Below are 26013 nucleotides of genomic sequence, written 5' to 3'. Positions count from 1 at the left end.
CGGTTCAACGCTGCGCTGCCCCGCGAACAGGCGTTGTCTTCGGACGGCGCGTTCAGCAAAGGGGGTGGCGAACGCCGTCCGCTGGCCTATACCGGCCACCCATCCGCTAGATTGAGCTGCCAGCCGCCCGCATGAAATCGATCGACCGCTACATGGCCCGGCTGATCGCGCTGCCGCTGTTCTCCACGCTGGTGATCTCGGCGATGCTGCTGGTGCTCGACCGGATGCTGCGCTTGTTCGACTTTGTCGCGACCGAGGGTGGCCCGGTAAGCGTCGTGTGGCAATTGCTGGCCAATCTGCTGCCCGAGTATCTCGGGCTCGGCATTCCGATCGGGCTGATGCTGGGCGTGCTGATGGCGTTTCGTCGCCTTGCCACTTCGTCGGAGCTCGACGTGATGCGCGGCGTGGGAATGAGCTACGGCCGGCTGCTGCGCGTGCCCTATATGTACGCAATCGGCCTCGCGCTCATCAACCTGGCGATCGTCGGCTTCATTCAGCCGCGGGCGCGCTACGCCTATGAGGGGCTGCGGTTCGAATTGCGCACCGGCGCGCTGGGCGCCTCGATCAAGGTCGGTGAGTTCACGCATCTGGGCGATCGCCTGACGCTGCGGATCGAGCGGAGCCGCGACAAGGGACGCGAGCTGTCGGGCATTTTCGTGCGCGCCGAAACGCCCAAGGGCGACCGGATCAGCGTGACCGCGCAGCGCGGGCAGTTTTTCGCGACCGACGATCCCAACACGATCATCTTTCGCCTGACCGACGGGACGCTGATCCACAATCGCGCCAACTTCCCGACGCCGCGCGTGCTGACCTTCAGCGCGCACGACCTGCCGATCGACCTGCCGAAATTCGAGCAGTTCCGCGCGCGCGGCGGCCGGAACCTGGAATATACCCTTCCCGAGCTGGCGCGGATCGGCATCGGCGGCGGCAATGCGGAGCTGCGCGACGGCAGCCAGGCGGAGCTGTATTTCCGGCTGGCGGAGGTGCTGATGATGTTTCTGCTGCCGCTGCTGGCGGTGGCGCTGGGCGTGCCGCCGAAGCGCTCCACCTCCGCGCTTGGCGTCTTCGTGTCGATCGTGATGGTGGTCGCCTATCACAAGGTGAACCAGTACGCCGCCTCGATCGGTGAGCTTGGCCGCATCGACCCGTTCGTGGCGCTGTGGACGCCGTTCGCGATCTTCGCCGCGCTGATCATCTGGATGTATTACACCTTGGCCTATGTTCCCGGCGGACAGCCGATCGGTGCGCTCGAGCGCGGCGCCAGCAAGGCGCTGAAGGCGATCACCCGGTACCTGCCGGGGCGGCGGTCGCGGAGCGCCCGCGCATGATGGGTTTCTTCCCCTCGCGCACCGTCGCGATCTACATGGGCAAGATGTTTCTGGTGCGCACGTTCGGCATTCTCGCCGGGCTCGTGCTGGTGCTCCAGGCGCTCGACCTGCTCGGCGAATCGGGCAAGATCCTCGCGGTGCCCGGCAATACGGACGCGCAGGTGTGGCAATATATGTCGCTGCGCGTGCCGCAGATCATTGCGCGGTTCCTGCCCTTTTCGGTGCTGCTCGGCACGATCCTGACGCTGATCACCATGAACCAGAACAGCGAGATCGTTGCGCTGAAGGCGGCGGGCATGTCGGCGCATCAGGTGCTGGCGCCGCTGATCACCGCCAGCATCGGCATTGCGATCGTGAGCTTCGCCTTCAACGAGCGCGTCGTGTCGCGCTCCACCGCCACGCTCGCGCAATGGCAGCGGGTGAATTACGGCACGATGCCGATCGACCGGGGCGACCGCGCCAACGTGTGGGTGCGAACCGCGGACGACCTCATCCAGGTGGACCAGATCGCCGGGCGCGCCGACCAGGCGCAACTAGGCGGGATCACCTTGTACGAGCGTGACGACGGGCTGTTGCGCGCGATCGTCACCGCACCGCGCGGCCGGCGCAGCGGCAATGGCTGGGCGATCGGGCCGGCACGCCGCTTCGACGTGGCGAGCGGCAAGATGACCGATCTTGGCACCATCATCGTGGCGCGGGGCGTCACGCCCGATCAGTTCACGCTTTCCACGGTCAATGCCGACGGGCTGTCGTTCAGCGCGCTGAACGAGGCGATCGACGATCTGGCCGCCGCCGGGCGCCCGACCAAGGCGCTGGAAGGATCGTTGTGGCACAAGCTGTCGGGGCCGTTGTCCTCGGTGCTGATGCCGCTGCTGGGCGCCGTCGCCGCATTCGGCATCGCGCGATCGGGCAAGCTGTTTATCCGCGCGGTGATCGGCATGGCGCTTGGCTTTGCCTATTTCGTTGCCGACAATTTCGCGCTCGCGATGGGCAATCTGGGCGCTTACCCGCCGTTCCTAGCGGCGTGGGCGCCGTTCCTCCTGTTCCTGCTGATCGGCGAGGCCGTGCTGCTGCGGACGGAAGAATGAACCTGCGGTAGAAGATTGGCCGGCCGCTATTCGCGGCGGGCGCTGAAGTCTATTCACGTGCGTGGAAGCGGCACCGGCCCGCTACCCCACCTGGCCTTCCTTCCGGGATAAACTGTGGGGGAGCGGGCCGGTGCCGCCGCCGATCCAGCGTTGCTTGATTAGACCTTAGCGGCAGACCTGATCAGCGCGGCAGCATGGTGCTGCGCGCGATCTTCGCCACCAGCCCCGGCATGCCGGCGTAATTCGCCTTGTAGTAGGGCGAGCTCTTGTCGAGCACGCCGCTGAGGCGGCGGTGCGCCTCGCCCAGCGCGTGATACGGCAGGCCCGGCAGGAGGTGGTGCAGCGCATGGTAGCGCAGACCCACCGGCGCCCAGAGCGCGGGCAGCGTCGAGGGCGGCGGCACGTTGACCGAGTCGAGGTATTGCGCGGTCACCGTCATCGCCTCGCCCTCGTTCTCCCACAGGTGCGCGACGAGGGTGCGCAGCTGATTGACCACCGCCACGGCGGACGCCACCGCCATCATGATGGCAAAGGCGCGCAGCGAGAGCGCGCCCGTCACGACCAGCGCGATCAGCGACATGGCCCAAAGCGCACAGGCGGTCTCGATCAGGTTCCACTGCTTGGCGGCCTCGCCCTCCGGCATGCGGCGGCGGAACTGCGGATTGATCGCGAGCGCCGAATAGCGCTCCACCACCACCTTGCGCAGCCCGGGCACGATCACCGACAGCGGCGAGAGGATGCCATAACGGAAGACCAGCGCCACCGGGGCCAGCGCGGCGACCAAGACGAACAGCGGCAGCGACCACGGCTTCATCAGCGCCAGCGGCAGATATTCGGGATCGTCCGAGGTGCCGTAGCGGGTGCGCGCGTGGTGCAGATTATGCACCCCTTCGTACATGAAGGAGGGCACCAGCATCGGCACGCCGATGAACACATTATAGCCGATGCGGAAGCCGGGCAGCGAGGCATGCTTCACGTGCGTTAGCTCGTGAATGAAGCTCATGCCGCGGTACAGCGCCAGCATCGACACCACGCCTGCGATCAGCGTGAGCCAAAGCGGACCCGCCGCTATCGCAACGCCGAGCGCCGCATAGCCCAGCGCCGCCGACGCGAGGAAGTCGCCCCAATAGACGGCGGGGCGCGGCGCGTTGAGATCACGCGTCAGCTCGGCCGCCGCCTTCAGCATGGCGCGATCGTCGGCGATCGGCGCGCGCGGTGCGGCTGCGCCGCTGGTGCGGGCAAAGGTCGTGGTCGTCATGGGGATGTCCATTGCACGAAGATAGTGGCGACTTGGTGGCTTCAACACCCTTGTTACACGCGGAAAAGCCCGCTCGCCATGATCGCTCCAGGCGATTACAGGGCGGATCATGGCAGGCTCCCTTTCCATCCGTCCCGTGCAGACCAAGCGCGATCGCAAGGCATTCGTCGATCTGCCGTTCCGCCTTTATCGCGACGACGCCAATTGGGTGCCGCCGCTGAAGGGCGAGGCGCTGGGGCTGATCACGCCCGAGAAAAACGGGTGGTATAGCCACGCCAAGGCACGACTTTTCCTGGCGGAGCGTGACGGCACGGTGGTCGGGCGCATATCGGCGCATATCGATACGCTCGCGCTGGAGATGCCGGCGGACCAGGGCTTCGGGCCCGGCACCGGCCAATGGGGCCTGATGGAGGCCGAAGACGAGGGGGTGTTCACGGCTCTGCTGGCAGCGGCGGAGCAGTGGCTGCGCGATCAGGGGATGACGCGCGTGCTCGGCCCGATCTCGCAGTCGATCTGGGAAGAGCCGGGGCTGCTGATCGAAGGCTATGACCATGCGCCGACCGTGATGATGGGCCACGCCAAGCCCGAATATCGCGGCTGGATCGAGCGCGCCGGTTATCAGCCGGCAAAGCAGCTGATGACCTATGAACTGGACATCACGCAGGAATTCCCGCCGATCGTCCAGCGCATCATCAAGTCGGGCGAAAAGAACCCGCGGATCACCGTGCGCGAGGTCGACAAGTCGCGCTTCGACGAGGAGGCGGCGATCATCCTGTCGATCCTCAACGATGCGTGGAGCGACAATTGGGGCTTCGTTCCGCTGACCCCGCCCGAGATCAAGGACGTCGGCGTCAAGCTGAAGCCGATCGTCTTCAATGACCTCATCCGCATTGCCGAGCTGGACGGCAAGCCCGTCGCCTTCATGATCACCCTGCCCGACCTCAACGAACCGCTTGCCAAACTGAACGGCTCGCTGCTGCCGTTCGGCTGGGCGAAGCTGCTCCTGTGGCTGCGGCGCCCGCAGGTGCGCACGATGCGCGTGCCGCTGATGGGGGTGGTGAAGGAATTGCAATCCTCGCGCATGGCGAGCCAGCTTGCCTTCATGATGATCGAATATATCCGCCGCGCCTCCGTGACGCGCTATGGGGCGACGCGCGGCGAGATCGGCTGGATCCTTGACGACAACCAGGGCATGCGCTCGATCGCCGAGACGATCGATAGCCGAGTCAACAAGGTGTATCAGGTGTACGAAAAGGCGCTGTGACGCGCCTTTTCAGTGCGATATCGGTGAGACTGGCTGGCGCTGGCTGAGGTTCGCGATCGGGGCGATCGGCCCCTTTTCGACGCGAACCCCAGCGCCTCCACCTTTCTTTTGTTACCAAGCTTACCCCCTTGTGCCCCCGGGGGAGGCATTCAGCGCTTCGCGAGCGGATCGGTGCCCTGCGCAATCCAGAGGGCGCGCGACTGGCAGTAGCGGCGGGCGGAACCCGGGCCGGTGACGGTATCGACGACGCAGACGCGGCGCATGTCGGCTTCGGGATTGATCGAGCGGAGCATGCCCTGCTCGGCCGCGGCGGTGACGGGCGCGGGTGACGGCGCAGGCTCGGGAGCAGCGGTGCCGAAAGCGAGGGCGGCGGCGAGAGCGATGATCGTCATGGCAAAGGTCCTTTCAGGTCCGGCAGCGCCCTAGTGCGTTGCCACCAGACCTATTGCAGGGGCCGTGCCAAACGCTCTCACCACGTGGAATCAAGGACTTAGGTTTTCGCGCCGTGTGGCCATCACTGATCTTCGGTGAGCTTTGCCAAGACGCGGCGGATCTTGCCGAATATCAACCGTTCGCAATCGAACACGCCAACAAGGCGCGTCCGCGGGCGAACGTCTTTTGACTGTCACATGAGATTTACACGCCACGCTCTCACGCGGCGGCCGTGGCTGCTAGCGCAAGCGAACCCAGGTGGGCGCGTGATCGCTCGCCTTCTCGCGCCCGCGATATTCCTTGTCGACGCCAGCATCGATCAGGCGATCGGCGACGGCCGGCGACAATAACAGATGATCGATGCGGAAGCCGGCATCGCGCTGCCACGCGCCCGCCTGATAATCCCAGAACGTCCAGATGCCACCGCCCGGATGGCGAACGCGCAGGCTGTCGGTCCAGCCCTGCGCGAGCAGCGCACGGTAGCCAGCGCGGCTTTCCGGCTGCATCAGCGCATCGTCCGCCATCGCGCGGACCGAGAAGGTATCGTCGTCGTTGGGGATGACGTTGTAATCGCCCGCGAGAACCGCCGGCACCTCGGCGGCGAGCAAGGCGCGTGCGCGCTGCGACAGGCGCTCGATCCAGCGTAGCTTGTAGTCGAATTTCGGGCCGGGCTGCGGATTGCCGTTGGGCAGGTAGATCGATGCGACCGTCAGCCCATCGACCTCGCATTCGAGATAGCGGCTGTGCTCATCCTCCGGCTCACCTTCCAGCCCGCGCTGGCGCTCCACGGGATCGGCGCCGCGCGCGAGCACGGCGACACCGTTGAAGCCCTTCTGCCCGTGCCAGCAGGCGCCATAGCCCGCATCGCGCACATCCTGGATCGGAAAGGTTTCGTCGCTGGATTTCAGTTCCTGCAGGCAGACGATGTCGGGCTGCTGCTCGGCGAGATATTCCAGCAGGCGCGGCAGGCGCGCCTTGATGCCGTTGACGTTGTAGCTGACGATTTTCACGCCAATGGCATTACACCGAGAAGCTGGTGCCGCAACCGCAACCCGATGCGGCGTTCGGATTGTCGACCTTGAACGCCGCACCGCCAAGCGATTCGACGTAATCAACCGAGGCGCCGCGCACCAGATCGACGCTCACGTCGTCCACCACCAGGCGGACACCATCGGTTTCGGCGATAACGTCGCCGGTTTCCGGCGCGTCTGCAAAGCCGAACTTGTACTGAAAGCCAGAACAGCCGCCGCCCTCCACCGAGAGGCGCAGGATCGCCGGCTTGTTCTGCTTCGCCGCGATGGCGGCGACGCGCGCCGCGGCGGCGGCGGTCAGGGCGATATCGGCAGCGAGTGTAGCCATGCTGCGGAGATAAGCCTGCCCTACCCTGCCCGCAACCCGCGATCCACTCGCGGGTTCGGGCGACTGGGATCAGTGGCCGGTCGCATCCTGCGCGGCCGGGCCGGTGGTCGACACGGGGATCTCGCCAACCGAGCGATCCTGTGCGGCGAGCAGATAGTCGGCCGTGGTGAGGAAGGGGATCGGGTTTACGGCGGCGCCGTCGATGCGGACCTCATAGTGGAGGTGCGGGCCGGTGGAGCGGCCGGTCGAGCCCATCAGGCCGATGATCTGGCCGCGGCGGACGCGCGCATTGTCGCTGATGATGATCTTCGACAGGTGGCCGTAGCGGGTGGTGATACCCTTGCCGTGGTTGATCTCGATCAGATTGCCATAGCCACCCTGGCGGCCTGCATGGTTCACCACGCCATCGGCGGTTGCATAGATCGGCGTGCCGGTCGGGCCGGGAATGTCGACGCCGGCATGCATCGCCGCGGTGCCGCGGAACGGATCGCTGCGCACGCCGAAGTTGCTGGTGAAGCTGAGGTGCGCGACCGGCTGCACCGACGGGATCGAGATCACGCCCTGTTCCAGCGTGTCGAGCTTCTTCCACGTCATGAATAGCGAGCGGAATTGCGCATCGGCATTCAGGTCAGCAGCCGCCTCGGCACTTGCCGCCGGGATCAGCGGACCACCCATCGCGGCCTGCTGCTTGCGGCCCTTCACGAGCCGCTCGGGCCGCAGCCCGCGCTCGCGAATTTCCTGCGTCGCATGCTGGTAGCGCGCCTGCAGCTGATCCAGTGCGACATTGGCGAGCAGCGCCTGGCGCTGTTCCACCTTGCCGAACGGTGCCAGCGCGAACGCGGCGAGACGATCGCCGGTCGGGTCGATCTTCAGCGTGGCCAGCGCCAGCTTCTTTTCGTCACCCACGCCGGTCAGCGCCGCGGCGAGCAGCGCCTGGCGCTGCTCAAGCCGCGAGGCATGCTGCTCGGCGCTCTTGCGGATCGTCACCACGCGCGTCTGCATGTGCGCCAGCTTGCGCTCCATGCTGGCCATCCGCTGCTCGTTGTGCGGCGCCGCGGTCAGGCCGGCAGCCGATGCCGCCTGCGTGGTTGCGGTCGCGGCACCGTAGCCGGCAAAGCCGACCACAACAGCCGCCGCACCGACAAAGGCGCTCTGCGCACCGCGTCCCAGGCGCATCCGGCGAACGGAGCGCCCATCGTGGAAGACGACGTTGCGTGGCGAAAAGAGCAAGCGGGCGCCAGCGGCAATGCGGTTCACCGGCGCGGAAAAAGAATTGGACATCAAACCCCGAGCGAGATCGTTGATACGGCAGCAGTGACGCGCAAGCGCCACGTGCTTGAATCTAAACAGGTCTGGTTCGCGGCCCCCCGCTCCCCGGACAAGGATCACTGTCTCGATCTGGAGATATTAGGCAAGGGCGGCGTAATATTCCCGCGTCAGGCCGGCAGAGTCGCGCGCCGAGTCGTTGAACGGACCCTTCACCACGCCGCGAAACTGCGTGCCGATCAGCAATTGCCAGTGTGCGGACGGAATCAGCCCGCGCTCCTTACAGCTCGCCTCGAACCATTTGGTTCCAAAGCGAACATGCCGGATTTCGTCGGTATAGATGCGCTGCAGGATGCGCGCGCTCGCCGTGTCGCCAGCCGCGTTGAACCGCGCAACGGTGGCTGGCGTCACGTCCAGCCCACGTGCCTCCAACGCCATCGGCACGACGGCGAGCCGCGCCAGGGCATCGTCTGCCGTCGCGCGTGCCGCCTCCCACAGGCCCGCATGCGCCGGCAGCGCGCCATAGTGGCTGCCGAGCGCGCGCAAGCGCCGGTCCAGAATGGCGAAGTGCATCGCCTCATCCGCCCCGACCGAGAACCAATCGTCGACGAACGCGCGCGGGAACTGCGCGCCGAACCGCGCCGCCATGTCGAACGCGAGGTCGATTGCGGCGAACTCGATATGCGCCAGCGCGTGCAGCAAGGCGATGCGGCCGCGCGCCGACCCGCCCTTGCCGCGCTTGGGCATCCGGTTCGGTGGCAGCAGCTCGGGCGCAGGTGGCCGTGCCGGCTCGTCGGGCAGCGCCGCGTCGAACGCATGGTCGATGCGGCCCAGCCGCCAGTCGCGCGCCGCCTGACGTGCCGCCTTCACCTTGTCCGCCGGATCGGCAGCCTCCAGCACGCGGCATGCTGCCTGCGCGACATCGGTCACAGGAGCGCCGTCATAGGGCGCGCGCTGCCTCCAGCACCGCGGCGGCGTGGCCGGGCACCTTCACCTTGCGCCATTCGCGCGCCAACCGCCCCTCGCGATCGAACAGGAAGGTCGATCGTTCGATGCCCATGTAGGTGCGGCCGTACATCGACTTTTCCACCCAGGTGCCGAACGCTTCGCAGGCCGACCCGTCCTCGTCGCTCGCCAGAGCCACTGCCAGATCGTATTTGGCGATGAACTTCTGGTGCTTGGCCGGGCCATCGCGGCTGATTCCGATCACCGACACACCGGCGGCGGTAAATTCCGCGGCGAGCGCCGAGAAATCCTGCGCCTCGCGGGTGCAGCCGGCGGTATCGTCCTTGGGATAAAAATAGACGACCATCGGCAACGGCCGGTTTCTCAGCCGCAGCGTGCCTCCATCGGGCGCGATCACCGTCACATCAGGCAGCATGTCCATGGGTCACTCCTTTCCACGCGGCGGTAACCTCCGCGCGCGCGCTGTCCAGTGCGGCGACAACCGCCGGCCAATCGTCCAGCCGCAGCGCCCGGGCGATCAGCGCGCGGGTGGCCGGCATCTCGGGCTCGGTCGCGTCCGGCGCCACCAGGCGCAGGATCACGATGAGCCGCGTCAAAAGATCATGCGCCGCCACAAGCGACGGTGGCAGATCAAGCGCGCGCAATGCCTCGCCGAGATTAGGATCGAAGCCGCTGCGCATCTGCAACTGGCACACGTGCGCGGTGAATTCGAGATCGACGAGCCCGCCCGGCAGCAACTTGGCGTCGAGCGGGCCGGCGGGCGGCTTGTGCGCCGCCATGTCGGCGCGCATCTTCACCGCGTCCTCCGCGACGTCGCGCGCGGGTCGGTTGCCGCCCAGCACATCAACGATGATCGCCTGCAACGCAGCGCGGGCCGTCGGGGAGCCGAAGACGGGGCGTGCACGGGTCAACGCCATATGCTCCCACGTCCAGGCGCTTTCCCGCTGGTACCGCGCGAACGATTCGAAATTCACGGCGAGCGGGCCTTGATTGCCCGAGGGCCGCAGGCGCGTGTCGATCGGGTATAATGGCCCGGCCGCGGTCGCGACGGACAAGGCAGCTGTGACGCGTTGCGCCAGCCGGTTGAAATAGAGCGTGGCGCCCAGTGGCTTGGCGCCGTCGGACTCCGTCGCGAAATCGCCGGTAAACAGGTAGATCAGGTCCAGATCCGACGCATGGGTGAGCGCCCCGCCGCCAAGTCGGCCAAGCGCCAGGATCACAAGCTCGCTATCGGGCACCCGGCCGTGCGCACGCGCGAACTCATCGCCCGCAGCCTGCGCCAGCACCTCGATCGCGGCTTCGGCCACGCGCGAATAACCGGCGGCGACATCCAGCGGATCGGCAGCGCCGGCAATGATCTGGGCGCCAAGCGCGAAGCGGCGATCCGCCACGATGCGGCGGACATGATCCAGCTGCGCCTGGTAATCGCTGCCCGGCTTCAGCCGCATCTGCGCCGCGAGCGTCCCCACCTCCGGCACGGGATCAAAGGCGGAGGCGTCGATCAGGCCGTCCAGCAGGTCGGGTCGCCGCGCCAGTTCCTCCGCCAGCGTGGGAGCATGGCTGAGCAATTGCACCAGCAGCACGCACAGCGCCGGCCGCGCCTCCAGCAGGCGGAAGATATTGACCGCACTGGGCAGCCGCTCGAACAACCGATCCAGCCGATTGAGCGCCGCTTCCGGCTCGGGCGCCTCGGCCAGAGTTTCGATCAGCTTCGGCAGCACCGCCTCCAGCGCGCTTTGCGCCGCCGCGCTGCGCAAGGCGGGATAGCGCGCCGCCCGCCAGCTTCGGATGCGGGCGAGCGCAACGTCGCTGTTCGTGAGGCCGGCATCGGCCAATTGGCCGGCCAGAACCTCCGGATCGCTGGACAGCGCCGCCGACCCGGGTGCCGCGAGACGATCGAAGATCGCTGCCACGCGCGTCACATGCGGCTGAAGATGGCGCAGCAGCGCCGCGCCATCGTCTCGGCCGTCGAGCTGCGCCACCTGATCCAGCGCTGCGCCGGTCGGCAAGGCATGCGTCTGGCGATCGTCGATCATCTGCACACGATGCTCGGCGGTGCGCAGGGCGACATAGGCGTCGCACAGGGCGGCTGCTTCGTCCGCATCGATGCGTTTTGCGGCGGCGAGTGCCGCAAGCGCGGCGCGCGTGTCGCCAACGCGCAAGCTTGGGTCGCGGCCGCCGTGGATCAGCTGGTGGATCTGCGCGAAAAACTCGATCTCGCGAATGCCGCCGCGACCGCGCTTCAGATCATAGCCGGGACCGAACTTCTGCCCCTGCGAATGGTGGTCGCGGATGCGCCGGGTGATTTCGACGATCTCGCCCACCGCACCAAAATCCAGGCTGCGTCGCCAGATGAACGGCTGAATCGCCGCCAGGAACGCGCGGCCGAGCGTCATGTCGCCCGCTGCGGGCCGCGCCCGAATGAACGCCGCCCGCTCCCACGGCAATGCTTGCGACTCGTAGTAGACGATCGCCGCATCGATCGGCACCGCGATCGGGCTGACTTCGGGCGTCGGCCGCAGCCGGAGATCGACGCGCAGCACATAACCATCCGCATCGCGCGCCTGCAGCAGCTCAATGACGCGGCGGCCGATGCGTACGGCGGCGTCCACCGGCTCCTCATTGGGGCGCGTCGGCAACGTGCGCGGATCGAACAGGAAAATGGGGTCGATGTCGGAGGAATAGTTCAGCTCCCGACTGCCCTGCTTGCCAAGGGCGATCGCGACGAAGCCGGCCGGTTCGGCATCCGGCGTGCGCTCGAGAATGGCCGCGCGAATCGCCCGGTCGAGCGCCTGGTCGGCAAAGTCGGTCAGTCGATGCGTGACATCGGTCAGATCGAAGACACCGGCGAGATCACCCAGCGCAACGTGAAGCGCGAGACGACGACGCGTCAGACGCAAGGCGCGCCCGACCGGCAGATCCGTTGGCGCGACCGGCAATTCCGCTATCGCAGCCATGTCCGGCTCGCCTTGCCGATCGAGTAGATTGGCGAGGAAGGGAGCATGAGCACGCGCCCGGGCAATCGCTCCCGACAGATCAGAAGAACTAGTTTTTTTTCTTGACAAACAGCCCACCGTCAGAACGACATTGAAACCTAATGGTCTATCTGTCCGTTCTAGTGGCTATGATGGGACATGAACATCACCACCCGAAGCGCACGACCGGCGGCTATTATGTCCCGCGTCCACGCGCGACCGATGCGATCGGCAAGACGCTGCGCGAAGCCTTCCGCGAAGGTGAAACCGTGCCGGGGGAGATGCACAGGCTCCTGTCGCGGCTAAACTGAACGCTGGACGGCCGCGACCTCAGCGGTCGCGGCTCAGCTCATCCACCTCGTCCATGATCTCGTCTAACGTGGGCTTTACGCTGGCGATCGTGTGATCGGTACGCGACGTCATGTCGCTGCCGCTCATCAGCGCCTCCAGCGCCACGCGTCCACGCGCCACGCGACTCTTGATCGTGCCGACGGCGACGCCGCAGATCTCTGCCGCCTCCTCATAGGCGAAACCGCCAGCCCCCACTAGGATCAGCGCCTCACGTTGGGGTTGCGGCAGATGAAGCAAGGCGCGTTGCATGTCCGCCAGTTCGACGTGCTTGTCCTGGCTGGCAGGGGCAGCGAGCAGGCGGTCGGCCACGAGATCGTCCCACTCGCCCTTGAAGCGAGCGCGCCGCATCTGCGACAGATACAGGTTGCGCAGGATGATGAAGGTCCAGGCGCGCATGTTCGTGCCGGCTTGGAAGCGCTTGCGCGCGGCCCAAGCCTTCAGCAGCGTTTCCTGCACCAGATCGTCCGCCAGATCGCGATTGCCCGACAGCGACCGGCCAAAGGCGCGCAGATGCGGGATGACCTGCGCCAGCTGCTTTTTGAATTCCGGATCGGACAGGGAAACGTGCTCGACCGATACCTCATCGGCCGCGTCGATAGCGCGCGGTTCACTTTCGGTCATATCGTGTCGTTCGATCCCCGCACCGGCGTGTTCCGGCGTTCCTTGCGCAAGATAGGGTTCACTGGCGCGCTTTGCCAGCCGCTCCGTCAGCATCGCGTGACGCTTACTGCCGTGCGAAGAGAATGAAGGCGAAAATCACCACAACAAGGATGAGGGACATGGGCAGGATGTAACGCGTCATATGCGGCGTGCTGCCAGCGCGCGCTTCATCCGTCGTTACTTCGATGTGCTCGTTTTCATTTGCCATGTTTGCTCAACCCCTCACCCTCGTTTTGGCTCCGTATCGATTTACGCGACCGGTGCGGTCGATTGATCGAAGAACAGTGCCTGGCTGATCGCCGCCTTCACGGTGGAACGCTGGAACGGCTTGGTGATGAGGAACGTCGGTTCGGGCCGCTCGCCCGTCAGCAGGCGCTCGGGAAAGGCGGTGATGAAGATCACCGGCACCTGGAACTCACCAAGAATGTCCTTCACCGCATCGATGCCCGAACTGTCGTCTGCGAGCTGGATGTCGGCCAGCACCAGGCCGGGACGATCTTCCATCGCCAGCGCCACCGCCTCGTCGCGCGTCACCGCCACACCCGTCACGTCATGGCCGAGATCGCGAACGATCGTCTCGATATCCATCGCGATGATCGGCTCGTCCTCGATGATGAGGACGCGCGCACGCGTCTGCTTCTCGATTTCGGACAGGGCTTCCGAGACCAAGGACTCAACTTCGCCCGGCGTCGTGTCCACCAGATAGGCCGCGTCCTCGACAGTGAAGCCTTCCATCGCGGTCAGCAGCAGCGCCTGGCGCGACAGCGGAGTCATGCGAGCGAGGCGCGCGCGCGCGATCGCCTCCTGATCGTCGACGTCGCCGGGATCGGCCTGCTCATCGTCGTTGGTCGAATTCCAGATCACCTGAAACGTGCGGTAGAGGCCGAGGCGCGGATCGACATCGCGCGGAAATTCCTCGGGCGCGGCCACGATCGCCTCAAGCGTTGCGCGCACATATTTGTCGCCATGCGACTGGCTGCCGGTGAGCGCCCGCCCATATCGACGCAGGAAGGGCAGATGCGGGGCGAGCTGTTGTCCAAGCGACATGAGGCGGAACGACTCCCAATAAATTAAAGCGTGGTGTTTGGGCCCCACGCCGTGATTGATCAACTTAACCGACAAACCCCCGCGGGCGCCCCACCTACAACGATGGCGCGCCCGACGACTCAATTCGTCGCCGCAATGTGGAACCAACGAGCGGCTTTTTGGTTTCACCGTCGTCAGCCTCGATCAACAGGCTGGCGCTGCAGGCCATATCGGGCCAAGGACACGGCATCGTCGCGCGTAACGGGTGGTTCAGGGGGCTTTAGCGTTGGTTTCGGAAAAGGAAGCGCCGAAAAAGCCGGTCAAGTCGAAGGGCGGCACCGCTGTCCAATCGAAGGACCGGGACATGGGCGCCGCGCTGCGGTCGATCTATCAAAAGACCATTGATGAATCCGTGCCAGACGATCTGATGTCCCTTCTTAGCAAGCTAGACTAGACCTTACCTATGTCCACTCAGGCGCCGGCCGAGTCGCGCGCTGGCGCTTTATCGTCCCCGTTGTTGATGCGTTGGCCAACGGGCGCGAAGATACTCGTCATCATCTCCCTTGCGCTGCTGCCGCTGGCAATCATCGCCACCTTTGCCACGCTGCGCATCACGCAGATCGCCGACGCCGAGGCGCGCGCGAGCCTGCGTGTCGCCTCTGCCGAAAGCAGCCGCGCGATCGCGATCGAACTGATCGGCGACATGACCGCTCTTCGCGTGGCGGTCGACGCGCTGGAAAGCGATCCGCTCGACACGCCAAGCTGCGCACGCGTCCAGGGCGTGTTCGCGCAGCAGGCGTTCAACGGTGCGCGCTTTGCCGTCTTTGACCGCCGCGGGCGTTTGTTGTGCGGGGTGAACTTTGCCAACGCGCTGCCGGTCGCGCGAGCGGCGCGCAATTCGGCAGTCGCTGCACAGATCGTTCCGCAGAGCGGCCTTCTGCTCGGCGTGGTCGGGCGTTCGGCCAATGTTGCGGCGTCGGCGTTTTTCCCGAAGGACTTCATCGCCGAGCTTAGCCGTCCGAGCGGGTTTACCCCGGCCTATGCCGCGCAGTTGCAGCGGCAGGACGAGGAGCTTATCCTCCAGCCGCTGACGCGCGAGACCGCATTCGAACGACGCGAGAGCAACGTAACCGATCTTGGCATCGGCGAGTTGTCGCTGGCCATGCAGGTGCGATCGGCGCCGATCACCTCACCGCTCGTCATCGCGCTGCTCCTGCCCATGGTGATGTGGGCGGCAGCGGCCGGGATTGCCTGGTTCGTGGTGGATCGTCTGCTGATCCGGCCGATGCGACAATTGCGCGCGCATGTTGCCGCGTTCACGCCGGGCATCGAACCCGACGCTGACGTGATCCGCGCCCTCCCCGCACAGGAACTGCGCGAGCTTGGCGAAACGTTCCGCGGCCTGACCCGCACGGTGGCGATCCACGAGGCCGGCCTTGCCGAAGGGCTGGTGCGCCAGACCAAGCTGACCCGCGAGGTCCATCACCGCGTAAAGAACAATCTTCAGGTCATCGCCTCGTTGATCAACCTGCACGCCCGCGGCGCTCGCTCGCCAGAAGCAGCACAGGCTTATTCTTCCATCCAACGGCGTGTGGACGCGCTGGCCGTGGTCCACCGAAACCATTTTGCCGAGATGGAGGAAAACCGCGGACTCGGCTTGCGGCCGATGCTGGGCGAGCTCGCGTCGAATATTCGTGCGACGGCGCCCGAGGGCATACAACTGCGTATCCAGCTCGATGCCGATCCGTTCTTCGTCTCCCAGGACGTTGCCGTCGCCGTCGCGTTCCTAGTGACTGAGCTGATCGAGCTCGCCATTATCTGCGATCCCGCAGCGCATGTGCGCGTGTCGGTGAAGGATACCAGCGCGGCCGACAAGGCTGTCCTGCGTGTCTCCTCGCCCGCCCTCATCGATGGGCCGCGCTTGCAGGAGGGACTCGCCGCGCGGTTCGGCCGGGTGATCGAGGGCCTTTCGCGACAGTTGCGTGCGCCGATCCATCACGATCCGCTGACCGGCGCCTACGAAATCGCTGTCGCCGTGATCGGCCGCGATTGAGCGGTTCGGAAGGGCAAACGCGCGTTAACCACCTTTGCGAAAAAATCCGCTGGTGGGTTGGAACTGCTGGTTAAATGTGACGTTCTACACTTCGGATAGCGACCTTATGCCCCCCCGCTCTCGCTATCCACGACATAGGCCCGGAAGCGTCAACCCTCCCCCCCCCCGGTGACGCTTCCGGGCCTTATTATTTCGGGGCTCTCTTCATAACGTCCATGGAACGAACCTCCGCATCGCGCATTTGCGATCAAGCATCTCAGTTATGCTTACAGGAGGACGTATGAAGAAGATGATGGGTGTGCTGGCAGTTGCGGGTGCCTTGCTGATCAGCGCATGCAACACGGTCGAAGGCGTCGGCCGCGACGTTTCCTCCGCCGGCAACACGGTCGCCAAGACGGCTGACGACGCCAAGTAAGGTTACGTCTGAATCGATAAGCAGAACGGCGGGGGCGATCACGGTCGCCGCCGCCGTTTTCTATTCTGCGGTCGCCTGCCCGCGCTCACGCGAGCGTTTACGCTCCGTGAACCAGATGCCGATCAGGGCGAGTTCGTACAGGAAGCAAAGCGGTATCGCGAGCAGCAGCTGCGACCCGACATCGGGCGGCGTCAGCACGGCCGCGATCGCAAAGGCACCCACGACGGCGTAGCGCCGCGCGGAGACGAGCTGCTGGCGCGTCACGACCCCGCCGCGCTCCAGCAGCATCAGCAGCACGGGCAGCAGGAATGCGACGCCAAAGCCGAACAGGAACTGCATGATGAACGACAGATAGTTGCCGATCGCCGGCAACGCCTCCTGGTTCACGCCCCCGACGTCTCCCTGGAAACTGAGCAGGAAGTGCAATGCCATCGGCACGGCCACGTAATAGGCCATTGCCGCGCCGCTGATGAACAGCACGGGGGTAGCGAGCAAAAAGGGCAGAAGCGCGCGCTTCTCGTTGCGATACAGGCCAGGCGCGACGAACTGCCACAGCTGGTTCGCGATGATCGGGAAGGACGCCATCATCGCCGCGAAGAAGGCGACCTTCACCTGGACGAAGAACGCCTCGAAGATTTCGGTGTAGATCAGCCGCGTCTGCCCGGCCGCAAGCAGCGGCTGGACCAGAAAAGAGAAAATCGCCTCGGCAAAATAATAGCAGACGAAAAAGGCGATCACGAGCGCCGCCAGGCAGTACAGCAGCCGTCGGCGCAGCTCGATGAGGTGGTCGAGCAGCGGCGCGCGGCTGGCGTCCAGTTCGTCGGGCGTGCTCACGACGCAGCCTTGTCCTGCGGCAATTCGGCGGTCGGTGCAGGCGCAGGGACGATCGCTGGCTGTTCAACCATCGTCGCTTCCTCATCAGCCGGCGCGGTGTCGGAAGGAGGCGCCGACTGCGTCGGCTCGGGCGCGGCGGACGTCAGCACCGGATGCTCACGCATGATCCGCTCATTTTCCTCTTTCCACTTTTTTTCCATTTCGGCGAGTTCCGCCTCACGGACCATTTCGTCGAAACCGGCTCGGAACTGACGCGCCACGCCGCGCGCCTTGCCGACCCAATAGCCGAGCACCCGCAGTGCCTTTGGCAGGTCCTTCGGGCCGATGACGACGAGCGCCACCAGCGCGACGACCGCCATCTCCGAAAAATTGAAATCAAGCATGCGCCGCGCCGCCTTCGGCAGAAGTCAGATCAGCGCGCGACCTTGTCGTCATGCACGACGGTTTCGGACGCGGGACGCGCCGCCTGCTGCGCCTCGATCCGCTGCGCCGGCTTCGCAGGCACGTCATCGTCATCCTCCGACATGCCCTTCTTGAAACTCTTCACGCCCTTGGCGACGTCACCCATCATGCTCGAAAAACGACCGCCGCCGAGCAGCAGGATCGCAACAATGGCCAGAACAAGAATGTGCGGGAGACTAAAGCTACCCATGAAGATTCTCCTGTAGTCACGCCCATCTAGGCGTCATCGTCGGGCTTTTCCACCGCGAGTTGTTCAATCGCGAGATCAACCGGCTCCAGCAGCCCTGCGGCGCGCAGATCCTCGATGCCCGGCAGGTCGCGGCGCGACTCCAGGCCAAAATGCACCAGAAAGGCCGGTGTCGTGCCGAATGTGAGCGGTCGTCCGGGCACCTCGCGCCGCCCCGTCGGCCGTATCCACCCCGCATCCATCAGCACGTCCAGCGTTCCCCTTGAAATCTGCACGCCGCGTATGGCCTCGATCTCGGCGCGCGTGACCGGCTCGTGATAGGCGATGATGGCAAGCGTCTCGGTCGCCGCGCGGCTCAGCCGACGCACTTCCTCACGCTGCCGGCGAAGCAGATGGGCCAGATCGCCCGCCGTCTGGAACAGCCACCGATCACCCCGCCGCACCAGTTCGATGCCGCGCCCGGCGTAATCCTGTGCAAGCTGCTCCAGCGCCTCGCGCACATCGCCCTGCCCGACGTGCGCCCGGATCGTGTCGATCGACACCGGCTCGTCCGACGCGAACAAGACCGCCTCCACCGCGCGCAGGAAATCGCTTGGGGGGGTCACACGGGCGCGCGCAGGTACAGCGGCTCGAACGGGGCACGCTGGTTCAATTCCACCCTGCCCTGCCGTGCGAGCTCAAGCGCCGCGAGGAAGCTGGAGGCGAGCGCCGAACGGCGCAGCGCCGGCCCGGCATGATCGGGCAGGAACCGCTCAATCGCCGTCCAGTCGATCGCCGTGCCGATCAGCGCCGCAATCCGCGCAATCGCCGCGTCCAGCGTCATCACCTCGCGGTCATGAACAACATGCATCACCGGGCGAGTTCGTGCGCTGACCTGGCCATAGGCCGACATGAGGTCAAAAATGCCCGCCGACCAGCGCGCCGTGCGCGCGGTGTGGAGACCTTCGGGCGCACCGCGCGTGAACACGTCGCGGCCCAGCCGGTCACGCGCCATCAGTCGCGCGCCAGCCTCCCGCATGGCGGCCAGTCGCTCCAGCCGCAGCTGCAGGCGCAGCGCGAGTTCCTCGGGGTCGGGCTCCACCTCCGGATCGCGCGGCAGCAACAGCGCCGATTTGAGATAGGCCAGCCACGCCGCCATCACGAGGTAATCCGCCGCCAGTTCGAGCTGAAGCGTTCGGGCGCGCTCCACATAGACGAGATATTGCTCGACCAGCGCCAAAATGGAGATCTCGCGCAGATCCACCTTCTGCGCCCGCGCGAGGCTGAGCAGCAGGTCGAGCGGCCCTTCCCACCCGTCGAGATCAAGCGTCAGCTGCTCTCCGCTCACGCCGCCAGCGCGAGCAGCGCGTCGCGCTTGGCGATCAGGGCCGCGAAATCGGCGTCCTGCGCAGTCACAGCGCCCGCAGTCACAGCGCCCATCGCAGCATTCAGCCGCTGCCGCGCGCGTGGCGTGATCTCATCCAGCCGCTCGGCAATGGCGATCATCTCCGGCATCCGCGCCCAGCAATCGAGCACCACGTCGCAGCCGGCCGCGATCGCCCCCGCCGCCTTGTCGGCGGGTGTGCCGGACAGCGCCTTCATGTCGATGTCATCGCTCATCAGCAGGCCGTCGAAGCCGATCTGGTTGCGGATCACCTCATCGATGACGATGGGGGACATGGTGGCCGGTCGCTTGCGATCCCACGCCTCGAACACGATGTGGCTGGTCATTCCCATCGCCGCATGGGCAAGCGCCTGGAACGGGGCAAGATCGCGCTCCAGTTCCGCCGCACTGGCCGTGACGGTCGGCAGCAGATGATGTGAATCGACGAGGGCACGGCCGTGACCGGGCATATGCTTCACAACGCCGACGATCCCCGCCGCCGCCAGCCCTTCCAGCGTCGCGCGTCCCAGCGCGCCCACGCGCATCGGCTCGCTGCCGAACGCGCGAATGGTGATCGCATCGGTCGTATCGGGGTGGATCACGTCAAGGATCGGGTGGCAATCGACCGTGATGCCCACCTCGGCAAGCATCATGCCCAGCGCGACGGCATTCGCGCGCGCCGCCTCGATCGCGGACATGGGGGCGATCTCGTACAGACGATCGAAGTCCGGGCCGGCCGGAAATGCCGGCCATTCGGGGGGCGCCATCCGGGCGACACGCCCACCTTCCTGATCGATCAGGATCGCGACGTCGCTTCGCCCTTCCAGATCGCGCAGCGAATCGGTGAGCGCGCGCAACTGCTGGCGATCCATGCAATTGCGCTTGAACAGGATGTAGCCGGCGGGACGCGCTTCGGCGAAGAACGCACGCTCCTCGGGCGTGAGAGTGGGGCCGGACAGGCCGAAAATGACGGGCTTCATTCTTGCGACGCTAGCGTAAGCGCGGCCGCTTTTCACCACCCGCTTTCACCCGCAGCGCGGCGAAAGCGGATGGCATGCGTCAGCTGGTGACGAAGCACTTCTCGCCGGCAACGGCCAGCCGTCCACACAGCTCCGCGGCCGCATCCGCGCTGCCGGCATTCACCTTCAGGCGATAGACCTTGCGCCCGTTCACGTCGGCCGACTGCACCGTCTTGCCCAAGGTGGCGAGGTAGGCGAAGCGCTTGGCCATCGCGCTCCATGCGGCATTGGCCGCGGCCTCGCTCGGGAAGGCGCCGAGCTGCACCAGCGAGCCGCCGGAGGCGACACCCGGCACGGCTTTCTTCGGGGCCGACATGGGCGCCTTGGCGGTCAGGCGGCCGGCCGCTCCGGGTACTTCCGCCACCGTGCGCGCGCTGCCGCTGTCGACCGGGGCCGCGGCGGGCTTCGCGCGGCGGCCGTCGATCGGCGCTTCCGGCACGGCCTTCAGGTCGATCGACGACGGGGCATTCGCGCCCGCACTCGCCGCGATCGCCGAATCGCCCTCGCCTTCGACGCGCAGGCCGCCGGGATCGTCCGGCCGCACCTTGTAGTCGCCCTGCGGCGCCGCGATCAGCTCGCCGTCGCCATCGGGGGTGCGCTGCTGGAAGCTGAGAATGGCGAAGACGATGGCGGCAACGAGTGCGAGACCCACCACCACCAGCACGCCGACGCGCAGCAGCCCCGGGCCCTCCGGCTCGTCAGGCTCGACGGTTTCCAGCCACGGAAGCCGGTCCTCGCCCCTCAAGTCGATCTCGTCGCGCGCCATGCCTTACATCTCCGACACCGCCTCCACGCCCATGATGGAGAGGCCGTTGCGAATAATTTGCCCGACGCCTTCCGCCAAGAACAGACGCGAGGCGGTGAGCGCATGATCGTCGGGTAGCAGGAAGCGGCGGTCGGGTCGATCATTCCCGACATTCCACAATGCGTGAAATGCCGCTGCCAAGTCATAGAGGTAAAAGGCAATTCGGTGCGGTTCGCGTGCTGCCGCAGCGGTCTCTACCACCCGCGGGAACTGCGCGGCTAGCTTCACCAGGCCGAGCTCCTCCGTATCAAGGCGGGACAGGTCAACCGCGCTCGTGTCGATCCCGGCTTCGGCCGCCCGCCGGCGCAGCGACGCGACGCGCGCATGGGCATATTGCACGTAGAAGACCGGATTGTCCTTCGACGCTTCCACCACCTTGGCGAAATCGAAGTCCATTTGCGCGTCGGACCGGCGGGTCAGCATCGTGAAGCGGACCACGTCCTTGCCCACTTCGCGCACCACATCGGCGAGCGTCACGAAATTGCCCGCGCGCTTCGACATCTTCACCGGCTCTCCGCCGCGCAGCAGGCGCACCATCTGCACCAGCTTCACGTCGAAGCGCGTCTTGCCCTCGGTCAGCGCGGCAACGGCAGCCTGGATCCGCTTGACGGTGCCAGCATGGTCGGCGCCCCAGATGTCGATCAGCTCGTCCGCGCCCTGCGCCTTCTGGAAGTGATAGGCGAGGTCGGCGCCGAAGTACGTCCACTGCCCGTTCGACTTCTTGATCGGGCGATCCTGATCGTCGCCGAACTGGCTGGAGCGGAACAGCGGCAGCTCCACCGGCTCCCAATCTTCGGGCGTCTCGCCCTTGGGCGCCTCCAGCGTGCCGTCATACACTAGGTCTCGCGCGCGCAGCCACGCCTCGGCAGCCTCGGGCTTGCCCTCCGCCTGCAACGCGGCCTCTGACGAGAACAGGTCGTGATGAATGCCCAGCAAGGCGAGGTCGGCCTTGATCAGCTCGAGCATCGCGGCAACGGCGCGGGTGCGGAACAGCGACAGCCACTCGCCCTCGTGCGCCGCGACGTAGCGGTTGCCGAACTCCTCCGCGAGTTGCTTGCCGACCGGCACCAGATAGTCGCCGGGATACAAGCCCTCGGGGATCGCGCCGACGTCCTCACCCAGCGCCTCGCGGTAGCGCAGGTGCACCGACCGGGCGAGTACGTCGACCTGCCCGCCGGCATCATTGACGTAATATTCGCGGATCACGCGATGCCCGGCGAATTCCAGAAGTGCGGCCAGAGCGTCGCCCACCACCGCGCCGCGGCAATGACCCATGTGCATCGGGCCGGTCGGATTGGCGGACACATATTCGATGTTCACGCTGGTCGGCGCGGCCACGATCGTGCGGCCGTAATCCGCGGCGCCATCCATGATCGCCGACAATTCGGCGCGCCAGCTATCGTCGGTGAGCCGCAGGTTGATGAAGCCGGGCCCGGCGATCTCGACGGCGGCCACTTCGTCGCGCTGCTGCAATTCCGCCGCGATCTTTTCCGCCAGCGCGCGTGGGTTGGTCTTTGCCGCCTTGGCCAGCACCATCGCCGCATTGGTCGCCAGATCGCCATGCGTCGCATCGCGCGGCGGCTCCACCGTCACGGCGCGTCGATCGATACCGAGGGCCAGCACACCGGCCGTTTCCAAGGCGTCGAGCGCCGCGTCGATATGCGCGGCGAAGCGGGAGTAGAGCGTCATGGCAACCAATCGTGTTCGTGAAGCCGCGCGCGATAGACCAATGCAGCGACATCGACAAATCACCACGCGATTGCATTTCCTGCAACCGCGAAAAGAACTTTTGCGCTCGCCTCGCCGCACCGCAGCACATAATGCTGCATCTGCGAACAGATTAGATCTTCACCACGATCTCACCCAAGGATTGTCCGATGCGCAAGCTGATCACCACCGCCGCCCTCCTCGTCGCCGTTGCACCGCTCGCAGCCCAGGCCGAAGCGGAGAAGACCTTCCAGCACGAGAACCAGACCTACGTCTACTCGACCAGCGAAGGCCGTGGCGGCGCCACGATCATCACGGGCCGCAAGGTCGGCGGCGATCGCTTCCGCCTGGTGCTGAACGGCCAGCGCGTGCGTGGCACGGTCGGCGGCACGCCGGTCGCGTTCCAGGCGCCGCAGAGCGGCTCGGTTCAGGTGATGACCGCCAACTAAGTTTCTGAGAGTTCCCTCTCTCGAAAGCGCGAGCCGCCCGCGTCCATACGGATGCGGGCGGCTTCTGCATGACGGCTAGTTTCTCGTCAGGCGACAAGGCCGCTGATGGGGGCGCGCTTGCCGAGCGCCGGGAACAACACGGCGCCGGTCCGTTCCGGATCGAGGCCGAAATGCCTCGACAGCGCGCCGGAAATCACGTCATCGAGGCGCATGGTCGGCCGTAGATCGCGCTGCTCATACAATTGGGCCGGCGCCAGGCCCGGCCAGTCGGCCAATACCCGCCCGCCGCGCACGTTTCCGCCCAGCAGCATGGCCGCCGCCGCCGTCCCGTGATCGGTCCCGCCGGTGCCGTTCACCGCCACGGTTCGGCCGAATTCAGTGGCGACCAACACCAGCGTATCCTGCCACACCGGCCCCAGCCCGATGCGCAAGGCGTCGATCATCGTGTCGAGCCGGGTCAATCCGCCGGCCAGCCGCGCGCGCTGTGCACCATGCGTGTCCCAGCCGCCGGTTTCGATCATGGCGATCCGTGCGCCGTCGGCCGGCAGCAACAACTGGGCCGCCAGGCGGCCGTTGGCGGCTGCTTCCCGGCCGTTCTCCTCCGCTTCGTCGCCCGCCAGACCGCGAATACTCATCGCTTCGCTCCACAAGGCGTGCAGCTGGGCGTCGCCCTGATAGAGCATCGTGACGCGTTGCAGCAGATCATCGGAGGCGTCGGGGAGCACCGAGGGGGCATAGCTCGCCACCTCATTGCTGCCCCGCAGCGCCACCGGCATGGTTGCAGAAACGGCAATTGCCCGCGCCTCATCATGCGGCAGCAAGCTCAGCAGCCGATTCAACCAGCCGTCGCGAACCTGATAGGCGCTGTTGCCTCCCGTCTCGAGCACGTTCTGGCCGTCGAAATGCGACCGGTCGCGATAGGGCGAGGCGACGGCATGAACGAACAGCGCCGAGCGCTGCCGATAAAGCCCCGCGGCTTTGGGCATCGCGGGATGTAGGGTGAATAGTGCGTCGAGCTTGGCGCCCGTTGCCGCATCCTCGGCAAAGGCATGCCTGATGGCCGCATAGGCCGGGTCGCCGACGGGCATCACCGTACCGACACCGTCAGCAGCCCCGCGTTGAATGATGAAGACGAAGCGGCGCTGCGTTGCCGCGCGCGCAAAGGCCATGCGCGACATGGCGCCGGCGCCAATCGTCGCCAGCGCGCCGCGGACCAGAAAGGAGCGCCGATCCAGCATGGGCTATCTCCGCATCATTTCAGGGGCAACAAGGAGAAGCGCCAGCGCCTGGCCGGGGCTTTCCGCTCTCTTCAGCGCCTCGGCGGTCGCGGCGCTTACCGACCCAGGAAACAGGCGCGACGCCAGGTCCCTGGCGTCGACCGGACGGCTGCGCGTGGCGAGTCGTTCTGCCGCCTCCACACGGCGCATCAGTGCGTCAGGCCCTGCCCAGGTCGCCGCCACATCGTCGAACCCGCTCGGCTGGCCGGGACGCCAGACGCGCTGCCCGAGCTGCTCCTGCAACCCGACGGCCGAGCCGCTGTCGGACAGGTTTGCGCTCAAGCCGCGCAGGACAGCGATCGACCATTCCCAAGGGGTGCGAAACTTCACAGGTTCCGCCGACCATGCCTCCGGCGAGGCGATGATTGCGCGGTAAACGGTCGGCAGATCGCCGCCCGAGCGCAGAAAGGCGGCCTCCAGCCGGCGCACCATGGCCGGTGGCGGGTCATCACCGGCGAAATGCCGGGCAAGTTTGGCCGCGATATGGCGTGCCGTGGCCGGATGGCGCGCAAGGGCTTCCAGCACCGCCTCCGCCTGCGCCTCGCCATCCTGAGGATAGGTCTGGCCGAGGATCGTTCGGGTGCCGGGCTCATGAAGATCCGGGAGAAATTCAAAACCGCCGGTGACGGCACGCGCGCCGATGCGCCGGCCGATCCCCGGCACCGTCCAGCCGGTGAGCGCCCGCGCAAATTCGGTTACGTCGGCCTGGTCGTAACCGGTGCGCACGCCAAGCGTGTGTAGTTCGAGGATTTCCCGTGCGAGGTTTTCATTGATCCCGCGCTGACGGGCGGCCACGCGCGGTCGCTGGCCAAACGCGCTACCAGGACCGATCGAGTCCGCCTGATCGAGATAGAGCAGCATGGCCGGATGACGTTCGACCGCTTTGAGCATGTCGACGAACCGGCCCATGACGTTCGGCCGGATCGCCTCGAACTCGAAAGCGCCCGCGAGCGCGACGACCGGCAGCTTTTCCGCCGAAACGGCGAAGTGATTGGACCAGAAATGAACCAGCCGCTCGGCAAAGGGCGTTGGCGTGGCAAGGGCGGCGGCAACCCGCGCGTTGACGGCCTCGACATAATGAAGCCGCAGCCCGCCACGCGCGCGGCGGCGCAGCGCGATGGCGGCGACGTCTTCGCCATCGTCGCCCGGCTGCGTCTGATCCGCATCATTCCCGCGTGGCCCGGGCTTGCTCTTTCGGACCAGTCGCGCCTGAGCCTGGTAGTCGGCAATGTCGCGCAGGATGGTGGAGGTGTCTGCCACGCCGGCGATGGCGCGCGGGTTCGGCTGAAAGGCGGCGATCTGCGCGGTAACCCAGTTGCGACTTGCGCCGGCAGTCGGATCGCCGTCTCGGTCGTCCGGCGATGCGCCCAGACCGAACCGGTTCAGCGCGATCGACCGCTCATCCACGGCGCACCCGGAAGGGGAAGTCGGCGGGATGGGTCCGCTGTGGAGAGGCGCTCCCGCCGGTA

At 66.2% G+C, this 26013-nt stretch carries 29 protein-coding genes; 8 read left to right on the top strand and 21 right to left on the bottom strand.

What is annotated here, in order from left to right:
• Window positions 1–131 precede the first annotated feature (131 nt).
• Window positions 132–1328, top strand: coding sequence for an LPS export ABC transporter permease LptF (gene lptF, locus SPDO_RS01930; RefSeq protein WP_211279970.1), 1197 nt, complete (start codon window positions 132–134; stop codon window positions 1326–1328).
• Window positions 1325–2416 (top strand): LPS export ABC transporter permease LptG, encoded by a 1092-nt coding sequence (gene lptG / locus SPDO_RS01925; RefSeq protein ID WP_088365753.1) that lies wholly within the window; start codon window positions 1325–1327, stop codon window positions 2414–2416. Before lptF ends, lptG begins: the two co-directional genes overlap by 4 nt.
• Before the next feature lie 181 nt (window positions 2417–2597).
• Here lptG and SPDO_RS01920 read toward each other — a convergent pair whose 3' ends face one another.
• The gene (locus tag SPDO_RS01920) at window positions 2598–3686 is read right to left on the bottom strand and encodes a fatty acid desaturase family protein (protein ID WP_425441908.1); all 1089 of its coding nucleotides are present in this window, start codon (window positions 3684–3686) and stop codon (window positions 2598–2600) included.
• Between the two features lie 97 nt (window positions 3687–3783).
• On the opposite strand from SPDO_RS01920, the gene SPDO_RS01915 reads away from it, so the two are divergent.
• Complete coding sequence (locus SPDO_RS01915; protein ID WP_088365752.1) at window positions 3784–4938, top strand: GNAT family protein; 1155 nt, start codon at window positions 3784–3786, stop codon at window positions 4936–4938.
• Between the two features lie 149 nt (window positions 4939–5087).
• Here the strand turns inward: SPDO_RS01915 and SPDO_RS01910 are convergent, their stop codons facing one another.
• The 7 genes from SPDO_RS01910 to SPDO_RS01880 form a co-directional block, all read right to left on the bottom strand.
• Window positions 5088–5330: a hypothetical protein gene (locus tag SPDO_RS01910; RefSeq protein WP_088365751.1), complete on the bottom strand. Its 243-nt coding sequence runs from the start codon at window positions 5328–5330 to the stop codon at window positions 5088–5090.
• Window positions 5331–5609: 279 nt separating this feature from the next.
• Window positions 5610–6380 (bottom strand): exodeoxyribonuclease III, encoded by a 771-nt coding sequence (xth, locus tag SPDO_RS01905; RefSeq protein WP_088365750.1) that lies wholly within the window; start codon window positions 6378–6380, stop codon window positions 5610–5612.
• A gap of 10 nt (window positions 6381–6390) precedes the next feature.
• Complete coding sequence (erpA, locus tag SPDO_RS01900) at window positions 6391–6729, bottom strand: iron-sulfur cluster insertion protein ErpA (RefSeq protein ID WP_088365749.1); 339 nt, start codon at window positions 6727–6729, stop codon at window positions 6391–6393.
• A gap of 69 nt (window positions 6730–6798) precedes the next feature.
• Window positions 6799–8010, bottom strand: coding sequence for a M23 family metallopeptidase (locus tag SPDO_RS16905; RefSeq protein WP_169716230.1), 1212 nt, complete (start codon window positions 8008–8010; stop codon window positions 6799–6801).
• A gap of 126 nt (window positions 8011–8136) precedes the next feature.
• Window positions 8137–8925, bottom strand: a complete 789-nt coding sequence (locus SPDO_RS01890; RefSeq protein ID WP_088365748.1) for a ferritin-like domain-containing protein — start codon at window positions 8923–8925, stop codon at window positions 8137–8139.
• 10 nt (window positions 8926–8935) lie between these two features.
• Window positions 8936–9382, bottom strand: coding sequence for a peroxiredoxin (locus SPDO_RS01885; RefSeq protein ID WP_088365747.1), 447 nt, complete (start codon window positions 9380–9382; stop codon window positions 8936–8938).
• A complete protein-coding gene (locus tag SPDO_RS01880) occupies window positions 9366–11918 on the bottom strand; it encodes a bifunctional [glutamine synthetase] adenylyltransferase/[glutamine synthetase]-adenylyl-L-tyrosine phosphorylase (protein ID WP_088365746.1) in 2553 nt (850 codons plus the stop codon). Before SPDO_RS01880 ends, SPDO_RS01885 begins: the two co-directional genes overlap by 17 nt.
• Before the next feature lie 140 nt (window positions 11919–12058).
• Here SPDO_RS01880 and SPDO_RS16595 point away from each other — a divergent pair, with 140 nt between their 5' ends.
• A complete protein-coding gene (locus SPDO_RS16595; protein ID WP_143559557.1) occupies window positions 12059–12247 on the top strand; it encodes a hypothetical protein in 189 nt (62 codons plus the stop codon).
• Window positions 12248–12266: 19 nt separating this feature from the next.
• Here SPDO_RS16595 and SPDO_RS01875 read toward each other — a convergent pair whose 3' ends face one another.
• From SPDO_RS01875 to SPDO_RS01870, 3 genes are all read right to left on the bottom strand, one after another.
• On the bottom strand, window positions 12267–12908 hold the full coding sequence (locus SPDO_RS01875) for a sigma-70 family RNA polymerase sigma factor (protein WP_088366315.1): 642 nt from the start codon (window positions 12906–12908) through the stop codon (window positions 12267–12269).
• A gap of 103 nt (window positions 12909–13011) precedes the next feature.
• Entirely contained in the window at window positions 13012–13155 is a 144-nt protein-coding gene (locus tag SPDO_RS16900) for a hypothetical protein (RefSeq protein ID WP_169716229.1), read from the bottom strand.
• A gap of 41 nt (window positions 13156–13196) precedes the next feature.
• The gene (locus tag SPDO_RS01870; RefSeq protein ID WP_088365745.1) at window positions 13197–13994 is read right to left on the bottom strand and encodes a response regulator; all 798 of its coding nucleotides are present in this window, start codon (window positions 13992–13994) and stop codon (window positions 13197–13199) included.
• Window positions 13995–14337: 343 nt separating this feature from the next.
• Between SPDO_RS01870 and SPDO_RS16770 the strand changes: the two genes are divergently transcribed.
• The 3 genes from SPDO_RS16770 to SPDO_RS01860 all read left to right on the top strand — a co-directional run bounded on the left by SPDO_RS16770 (window position 14338) and on the right by SPDO_RS01860 (window position 16441).
• Window positions 14338–14427, top strand: a complete 90-nt coding sequence (locus tag SPDO_RS16770) for a NepR family anti-sigma factor (RefSeq protein ID WP_158212143.1) — start codon at window positions 14338–14340, stop codon at window positions 14425–14427.
• A gap of 66 nt (window positions 14428–14493) precedes the next feature.
• Window positions 14494–16026, top strand: a complete 1533-nt coding sequence (locus tag SPDO_RS01865) for a sensor histidine kinase (RefSeq protein ID WP_245828991.1) — start codon at window positions 14494–14496, stop codon at window positions 16024–16026.
• Between the two features lie 280 nt (window positions 16027–16306).
• Window positions 16307–16441, top strand: a complete 135-nt coding sequence (locus SPDO_RS01860) for an entericidin A/B family lipoprotein (protein ID WP_088365743.1) — start codon at window positions 16307–16309, stop codon at window positions 16439–16441.
• 60 nt (window positions 16442–16501) lie between these two features.
• On the opposite strand, the gene tatC is transcribed toward SPDO_RS01860, so the two are convergent.
• The 8 genes from tatC to argS form a co-directional block, all read right to left on the bottom strand.
• Window positions 16502–17275 carry a twin-arginine translocase subunit TatC gene (gene tatC / locus SPDO_RS01855; protein WP_088365742.1) on the bottom strand — a complete coding sequence of 258 codons (774 nt, stop codon included), beginning with the start codon at window positions 17273–17275 and terminating at the stop codon, window positions 16502–16504.
• Window positions 17272–17658 (bottom strand): Sec-independent protein translocase protein TatB, encoded by a 387-nt coding sequence (gene tatB, locus SPDO_RS01850; protein ID WP_088365741.1) that lies wholly within the window; start codon window positions 17656–17658, stop codon window positions 17272–17274. Before tatB ends, tatC begins: the two co-directional genes overlap by 4 nt.
• Before the next feature lie 29 nt (window positions 17659–17687).
• Window positions 17688–17927 (bottom strand): twin-arginine translocase TatA/TatE family subunit, encoded by a 240-nt coding sequence (locus tag SPDO_RS01845; RefSeq protein ID WP_088365740.1) that lies wholly within the window; start codon window positions 17925–17927, stop codon window positions 17688–17690.
• A gap of 26 nt (window positions 17928–17953) precedes the next feature.
• Entirely contained in the window at window positions 17954–18529 is a 576-nt protein-coding gene (scpB, locus tag SPDO_RS01840; RefSeq protein ID WP_088365739.1) for an SMC-Scp complex subunit ScpB, read from the bottom strand.
• Window positions 18526–19251, bottom strand: a complete 726-nt coding sequence (locus tag SPDO_RS01835) for a segregation and condensation protein A (protein WP_088365738.1) — start codon at window positions 19249–19251, stop codon at window positions 18526–18528. Before SPDO_RS01835 ends, scpB begins: the two co-directional genes overlap by 4 nt.
• Entirely contained in the window at window positions 19248–20267 is a 1020-nt protein-coding gene (gene nagZ, locus SPDO_RS01830) for a beta-N-acetylhexosaminidase (RefSeq protein ID WP_088365737.1), read from the bottom strand. The genes SPDO_RS01835 and nagZ overlap by 4 nt, the downstream gene beginning before the upstream one ends.
• Window positions 20268–20346: 79 nt before the next feature.
• Window positions 20347–21072: an SPOR domain-containing protein gene (locus SPDO_RS01825; RefSeq protein ID WP_088365736.1), complete on the bottom strand. Its 726-nt coding sequence runs from the start codon at window positions 21070–21072 to the stop codon at window positions 20347–20349.
• A 3-nt stretch (window positions 21073–21075) separates the two neighbouring features.
• Window positions 21076–22800, bottom strand: a complete 1725-nt coding sequence (gene argS / locus SPDO_RS01820; RefSeq protein ID WP_088365735.1) for an arginine--tRNA ligase — start codon at window positions 22798–22800, stop codon at window positions 21076–21078.
• Window positions 22801–22988: 188 nt separating this feature from the next.
• On the opposite strand from argS, the gene SPDO_RS01815 reads away from it, so the two are divergent.
• Window positions 22989–23267, top strand: coding sequence for a hypothetical protein (locus SPDO_RS01815; RefSeq protein ID WP_088365734.1), 279 nt, complete (start codon window positions 22989–22991; stop codon window positions 23265–23267).
• 86 nt (window positions 23268–23353) lie between these two features.
• On the opposite strand, the gene SPDO_RS01810 is transcribed toward SPDO_RS01815, so the two are convergent.
• Window positions 23354–24505: a DUF1501 domain-containing protein gene (locus SPDO_RS01810; RefSeq protein ID WP_088365733.1), complete on the bottom strand. Its 1152-nt coding sequence runs from the start codon at window positions 24503–24505 to the stop codon at window positions 23354–23356.
• Window positions 24506–24508: 3 nt separating this feature from the next.
• Window positions 24509–25951, bottom strand: a complete 1443-nt coding sequence (locus SPDO_RS01805; RefSeq protein WP_088365732.1) for a DUF1800 domain-containing protein — start codon at window positions 25949–25951, stop codon at window positions 24509–24511.
• Window positions 25952–26013 lie beyond the last annotated feature (62 nt).

This window comes from Sphingomonas dokdonensis, assembly GCF_002197685.1.
Lineage (GTDB): Bacteria > Pseudomonadota > Alphaproteobacteria > Sphingomonadales > Sphingomonadaceae > Sphingomonas > Sphingomonas dokdonensis.
The sequence above is the reverse complement of the archived record's forward strand: the minus strand, read 5'-3'. Positions and strand labels throughout refer to the sequence as shown.

What these genes read in the sequence shown, in the direction of transcription:
- SPDO_RS16770 (WP_158212143.1), top strand. Translation starts at nt 14,338, where the DNA reads ATGGGCGCCGCGCTGCGGTCGATCTATCAAAAGACCATTGATGAATCC.
- SPDO_RS01875 (WP_088366315.1), bottom strand. Translation starts at nt 12,908, where the DNA reads ATGACCGAAAGTGAACCGCGCGCTATCGACGCGGCCGATGAGGTATCG.
- SPDO_RS01915 (WP_088365752.1), top strand. Translation starts at nt 3,784, where the DNA reads ATGGCAGGCTCCCTTTCCATCCGTCCCGTGCAGACCAAGCGCGATCGC.
- SPDO_RS01920 (WP_425441908.1), bottom strand. Translation starts at nt 3,686, where the DNA reads ATGGACATCCCCATGACGACCACGACCTTTGCCCGCACCAGCGGCGCA.
- SPDO_RS16595 (WP_143559557.1), top strand. Translation starts at nt 12,059, where the DNA reads ATGGTCTATCTGTCCGTTCTAGTGGCTATGATGGGACATGAACATCAC.
- SPDO_RS01880 (WP_088365746.1), bottom strand. Translation starts at nt 11,918, where the DNA reads ATGGCTGCGATAGCGGAATTGCCGGTCGCGCCAACGGATCTGCCGGTC.
- SPDO_RS01885 (WP_088365747.1), bottom strand. Translation starts at nt 9,382, where the DNA reads ATGGACATGCTGCCTGATGTGACGGTGATCGCGCCCGATGGAGGCACG.
- nagZ (WP_088365737.1), bottom strand. Translation starts at nt 20,267, where the DNA reads ATGAAGCCCGTCATTTTCGGCCTGTCCGGCCCCACTCTCACGCCCGAG.
- erpA (WP_088365749.1), bottom strand. Translation starts at nt 6,729, where the DNA reads ATGGCTACACTCGCTGCCGATATCGCCCTGACCGCCGCCGCCGCGGCG.
- SPDO_RS16900 (WP_169716229.1), bottom strand. Translation starts at nt 13,155, where the DNA reads ATGGCAAATGAAAACGAGCACATCGAAGTAACGACGGATGAAGCGCGC.
- SPDO_RS01870 (WP_088365745.1), bottom strand. Translation starts at nt 13,994, where the DNA reads ATGTCGCTTGGACAACAGCTCGCCCCGCATCTGCCCTTCCTGCGTCGA.
- SPDO_RS16905 (WP_169716230.1), bottom strand. Translation starts at nt 8,010, where the DNA reads ATGTCCAATTCTTTTTCCGCGCCGGTGAACCGCATTGCCGCTGGCGCC.
- SPDO_RS01910 (WP_088365751.1), bottom strand. Translation starts at nt 5,330, where the DNA reads ATGACGATCATCGCTCTCGCCGCCGCCCTCGCTTTCGGCACCGCTGCT.
- SPDO_RS01815 (WP_088365734.1), top strand. Translation starts at nt 22,989, where the DNA reads ATGCGCAAGCTGATCACCACCGCCGCCCTCCTCGTCGCCGTTGCACCG.
- tatB (WP_088365741.1), bottom strand. Translation starts at nt 17,658, where the DNA reads ATGCTTGATTTCAATTTTTCGGAGATGGCGGTCGTCGCGCTGGTGGCG.
- lptG (WP_088365753.1), top strand. Translation starts at nt 1,325, where the DNA reads ATGATGGGTTTCTTCCCCTCGCGCACCGTCGCGATCTACATGGGCAAG.
- SPDO_RS01865 (WP_245828991.1), top strand. Translation starts at nt 14,494, where the DNA reads ATGCGTTGGCCAACGGGCGCGAAGATACTCGTCATCATCTCCCTTGCG.
- SPDO_RS01860 (WP_088365743.1), top strand. Translation starts at nt 16,307, where the DNA reads ATGAAGAAGATGATGGGTGTGCTGGCAGTTGCGGGTGCCTTGCTGATC.
- SPDO_RS01810 (WP_088365733.1), bottom strand. Translation starts at nt 24,505, where the DNA reads ATGCTGGATCGGCGCTCCTTTCTGGTCCGCGGCGCGCTGGCGACGATT.
- argS (WP_088365735.1), bottom strand. Translation starts at nt 22,800, where the DNA reads ATGACGCTCTACTCCCGCTTCGCCGCGCATATCGACGCGGCGCTCGAC.
- SPDO_RS01825 (WP_088365736.1), bottom strand. Translation starts at nt 21,072, where the DNA reads ATGGCGCGCGACGAGATCGACTTGAGGGGCGAGGACCGGCTTCCGTGG.
- lptF (WP_211279970.1), top strand. Translation starts at nt 132, where the DNA reads ATGAAATCGATCGACCGCTACATGGCCCGGCTGATCGCGCTGCCGCTG.
- SPDO_RS01845 (WP_088365740.1), bottom strand. Translation starts at nt 17,927, where the DNA reads ATGGGTAGCTTTAGTCTCCCGCACATTCTTGTTCTGGCCATTGTTGCG.